At 39.5% G+C, this 1006-nt stretch carries 1 protein-coding gene; it reads left to right on the top strand.

Annotated features, from left to right (window positions below; translation table 11 throughout):
• Window positions 1-1005 (top strand): transposase (locus AN161_RS23215; protein ID WP_053596687.1); only part of this gene is annotated, 1005 nt, incomplete at its 5' end.
• Window position 1006 lies beyond the last annotated feature (1 nt).

Genomic DNA, 1006 nt, shown 5'->3' with positions numbered 1-1006 from the left:
ATGTTTGATCGGAATCGTAGTAAAAAGGTTGAGCTTCTCGCACGTTGTATGGATCATTCCTCTTTAACGAAGCGCTTCTATAAAGGCTTTCGTATGCTTACTTTGGGTTGGTCAGACGGCTTTACATTTATGCCGCTGGATTTTACGTTACTGAGTTCAAAAAATGCACAAATCAATGGGATTTCGAACAACATCGACAAACGTACCTCGGGCTATAAACGTCGTGTAGAATCGTTAGAATCCGCGCCTACAATCATTCCAAGTATGCTTGAAAGAGCCTTACAAGCAGGTGTATCCGCTGATTATGTGTTAATGGATACGTGGTTTACACAACAACCGCTCATTCAATCCATCGTTGAACTAGGTCTGGATGTCATTGGTATGGTGAAAAATACGAACCAACGTTATTTGATGAACAACCAACGACTCTCTTTAAAAGAATTGTATAAGATTGCCACACCTGTCCCAGACAAGAAAGGAATTTTGCGATCGATTCATACAACGATGGCAAATGGCGTTCAGGTAAAGGTTGTATTTGTCCAAAACAGAAATAAAAAGAGTGAGTGGCTTGCCATTCTTAGCACGGACTGTACGCTTTCTGAACAAGAAATCATTCGTATTTATGGAATGCGTTGGGACATCGAAGTCTTCTTTAAGACAACCAAATCATTATTGAGACTTCAAAAAGAATTTCAAGGGATGTCTTATGATTTACTCATCAGTCACACAACCATTGTCTTTTCAAGATATATCGTTTTGTCCTGGCAAAATCGCTGCCATACCGACCAGCGAACATTAGGTGGCATTTTCTATGAACTTTGCGATGAAGTAAATGAACTCGATTGGGCTGTCGCTTTACAGCAATTAATCGAGCTTCTTGAAGATACCCTAAAAAAGACAAATACAAAAATCCAAAAACTAATCAAAAGTCAACTTCAGCAATGGATCGCCAGCCTTCCTAATTATATCAAGGCTTATTTGTCGATTTCAGTCTGCGAAGTTTGAG

Source organism: Lysinibacillus sp. FJAT-14222, assembly GCF_001278875.1.
GTDB lineage: Bacteria > Bacillota > Bacilli > Bacillales_A > Planococcaceae > Lysinibacillus > Lysinibacillus agricola.
The sequence above is the reverse complement of the archived record's forward strand: the minus strand, read 5'-3'. Positions and strand labels throughout refer to the sequence as shown.